This is a genomic window from Caldisericum sp. (assembly GCA_022759145.1).
Taxonomy (GTDB): Bacteria; Caldisericota; Caldisericia; order Caldisericales; family Caldisericaceae; genus Caldisericum.
This window is the reverse complement of record JAEMPV010000103.1, coordinates 1-3,023: the sequence shown is the minus strand read 5'-3', so window position 1 is coordinate 3,023 and position 3,023 is coordinate 1. Positions and strand designations below refer to the sequence as shown.

The 3,023-nt window shown below is 35.8% G+C and carries 3 protein-coding genes; all 3 read left to right on the top strand.

Annotated elements, in window-relative coordinates; translation table 11 throughout:
* On the top strand, positions 1–1,519 hold a 1,519-nt coding region (locus tag JHC30_06340), incomplete at its 5' end, for an N-6 DNA methylase (protein ID MCI4463770.1).
* 3 nt (positions 1,520–1,522) lie between these two features.
* Entirely contained in the window at positions 1,523–2,503 is a 981-nt protein-coding gene (locus tag JHC30_06335) for a hypothetical protein (GenBank protein MCI4463769.1), read from the top strand.
* A 190-nt stretch (positions 2,504–2,693) separates the two neighbouring features.
* On the top strand, positions 2,694–3,023 hold a 330-nt coding region (locus JHC30_06330; protein MCI4463768.1), incomplete at its 3' end, for a hypothetical protein.

The following is a 3,023-nucleotide window of genomic DNA, read 5'->3' as shown; positions in this document are numbered from 1 at the left end:
GATAGAGCCTAAAATGGGTGAAAGAATTATAGACCCTGCATGTGGAGCGGGTGGTTTTTTGGTTGAAGTTTTATCACAGCTAAAGGGAAAAGAAAGTTTTAGCAATATTTACGGAATAGATAAAGAATTAGATTTAGTTAAGGTAGCTAAGGCTTATATGGCTATTATTGGAGATGGGCATGCAAATATATTTTGTGCTGATTCACTTTATCCACAATCTTGGTCAAAGGAGATGAAAGAGAAAATTAAGGATGAAAGCTTTGATGTAGTGCTTACAAATCCGCCGTTTGGGGCAAAAATATTTATTGAAGACAAGAATATTCTCAAAAACTATAAATTAGGGCATAAATGGGTTAAAGATAATTCAGGTAAGTGGGAAATTACTAATTCAGTCGTTAAACAAGTCCCACAAATTCTATTTATAGAGAGGTGCTTACAGCTTCTCAAACCAGGTGGCAGGATGGCAATCATTCTTCCTGACGGAGTTTTTGGAAACCCAAGCAGTAGATATGTATGGGAGTTTATTCTAAAAAATGCAAAAATATTAGCAGTAGTTAGCCTGCCTCCTGAAACTTTTCTTCCAAGCACTCACACTAAAACAAGCGTTCTGTTCTTAGAAAAGACAAAAAATAAAGATGAAGATTATGAGATATTTATGGCTATTGCAGAAAGAGTAGGGCATGATAAAAATGGCAAAATAATATTTAAGATGGATAAACAGGGAAATTATATCGTTGACAGTGAAGGAAACAAGATAATAGATGATGACCTGCCTATTATCGCTTCTAAATATAAAGAATTTAAAAATGGTAATCTACAGCCAAGTCGCTTTGGATTTACTGTGAGATTGTCTGAAATAAGAAACCATATTTTTATTCCAAGCTATTATAATCCCGAAACCGCACAGAAACTAAAGCAATTAGAGGAAACAGGGAAATATAAGCTTGTATCAATTGGAGAGTTGGTCAAACGAGGAATAATATCGGTAAAGAAAGGACATGAAGTCGGTTCAAAATACTACGGAATGGGTGATGTTCCTTTTGTAAGAACATCTGATATTGTTAACTGGGAAATCAAGATAGACCCTATAAAAAGCATTCCAGAAGAAGTTTATCAGCAATATAAAAAAAGACAAGACATAGGAGAAAATGATATTTTGTTAGTTACTGACGGGACTTTTCTTATAGGAAGAACAGCGATAGTTACACCGATAGATAAAAAGATAGTTATTCAAAGCCATATAACAAGAATTAAATGCTTAAAACCCGAAGAGCTTCACCCTTATTTACTGCTTTACTTATTAAATACTGAAATCGTGCAAAAACAAATAGAAGACAAAACTTTCGTTCAGGCCACAATCTCTACAATCGGAGAAAGACTATATGAGATAATAATTCCTATTCCTACAGATAACGATACTGCGGCAAAAATAATTAACGAGGTCTCGGAAATTATAAAAATGAAGGTAGAAGCACGGAAAAAAATGGAAAGTTTAATAAGAAACAAAGAGGAGGTATGAGAAATGGCAAAAGGTCGAACTGTTTCAGCCACTGAATTAACAGAAGAAGATAGAAAGGCATTAGAACTATGTAAGAGTATTAGCGATGTTCTTGCAAATTTAATAACAAGAACTGAAAGTAAAAAAGACTTTATAACAAATTATGGTAGAGTTCATTTTAGTAGAGATGCAGGTCTTGGGCTAGCAGGTGGAAAACTACAACGAGATGCACTTTGTACAAGAGGAAGAACAGATAAAGCTCCCTACTCAAACAGAAATTTGAGGTGGCATCCCCTTATTGTAGCTATGGAAACCCCGGATTATGCTAAAGAAGTTGAAGCAATTATCTTAGATAACAAATCATTAGTATTTGTTATAGAAGGTGAACTTTGGTATCCCAGAGATGTTCACAAATTGCCGGAAGTATATTGTGCACCTTTTGATAAGTGGTATGTCATTAGAGACGAACTTGCTCAATGGACAGACGAAGACTGGACTAATAATTCCTGTGTTATACCAGCAATGGAGTATTCAACATTACAATACTCAGTAGAGACTTTTGCTATCCTGGGAATTGCCGTAGTTGGTAATTTTTATAATGTAGACCCTCTAACAGCATATAATTCTATTTTGGAAGTATTTCAACAATACAACCACAAGTTAAGTTTGGAGTTTCCTAAACAAGACGAAGTTTTTGAACTAATGTTGTGCCCGCTGTGCCGTGCACCATTGAACGCTCCGCCTGGAAATATAGCTTTACCAGATAGAGAAAAAGTATTCCAACCACCTTGGAGGAAGTCTAAGAGAGATGAAGGGGAAGCAGAAAGTTTACAATTATTTCACACTGTTCCTCTAAGGGAGAATAAAATATATCATACTCCGAGACTAGTAAGATACGGTCATCGCTGGTGTAATGTTGCTATGGCTGACCACTCCGTTGATGAAACAGTAGATTTTATGCGAGCTGTCGTGAAGGCACATGAAAGAAAAGGGAAAGGAGGGTAATGAGAAATGGACTATGATACTCTGAGTTACTTAGCAATCCTGCCTTTCGACAAGGTAAAGTTAATAAAGAAGGTAAAATAAAAACAGAAGTGAAAAAGCAAAAAGCAATTTACACAAATAACTGAAGCTTGACAAAAACCCACATCTTTTTGACTGTGATTGGTGGCTGTTTTCAAAGATTGATGAAACTTTGGCCAAGGTGTATATACCCTATTACAGCGGAAGTTCAAGCAGAATAGCAAAGTTTAAACCTGACTTTATCTTTTGGTTTAGGAAAGGATGTAAATACCTTATACTCTTTCTTGACCCTAAAGGCACTGAGCATGCAGCCAATTACAAAAAGATAGACGGGTATAGCAGGATTTTTGAGGAAAATGGTGAACCTAAAGTTTTTGCATATGAGAACGAATGTGGGAAACTGGAAGTCAGGGTAATACTGAGATTTTGGAACAAAAGGTTGGATGATGTGCCAGATGCATACCTTAGTTACTATGTAGCGGATTTAGACAAGTTGGCGGAA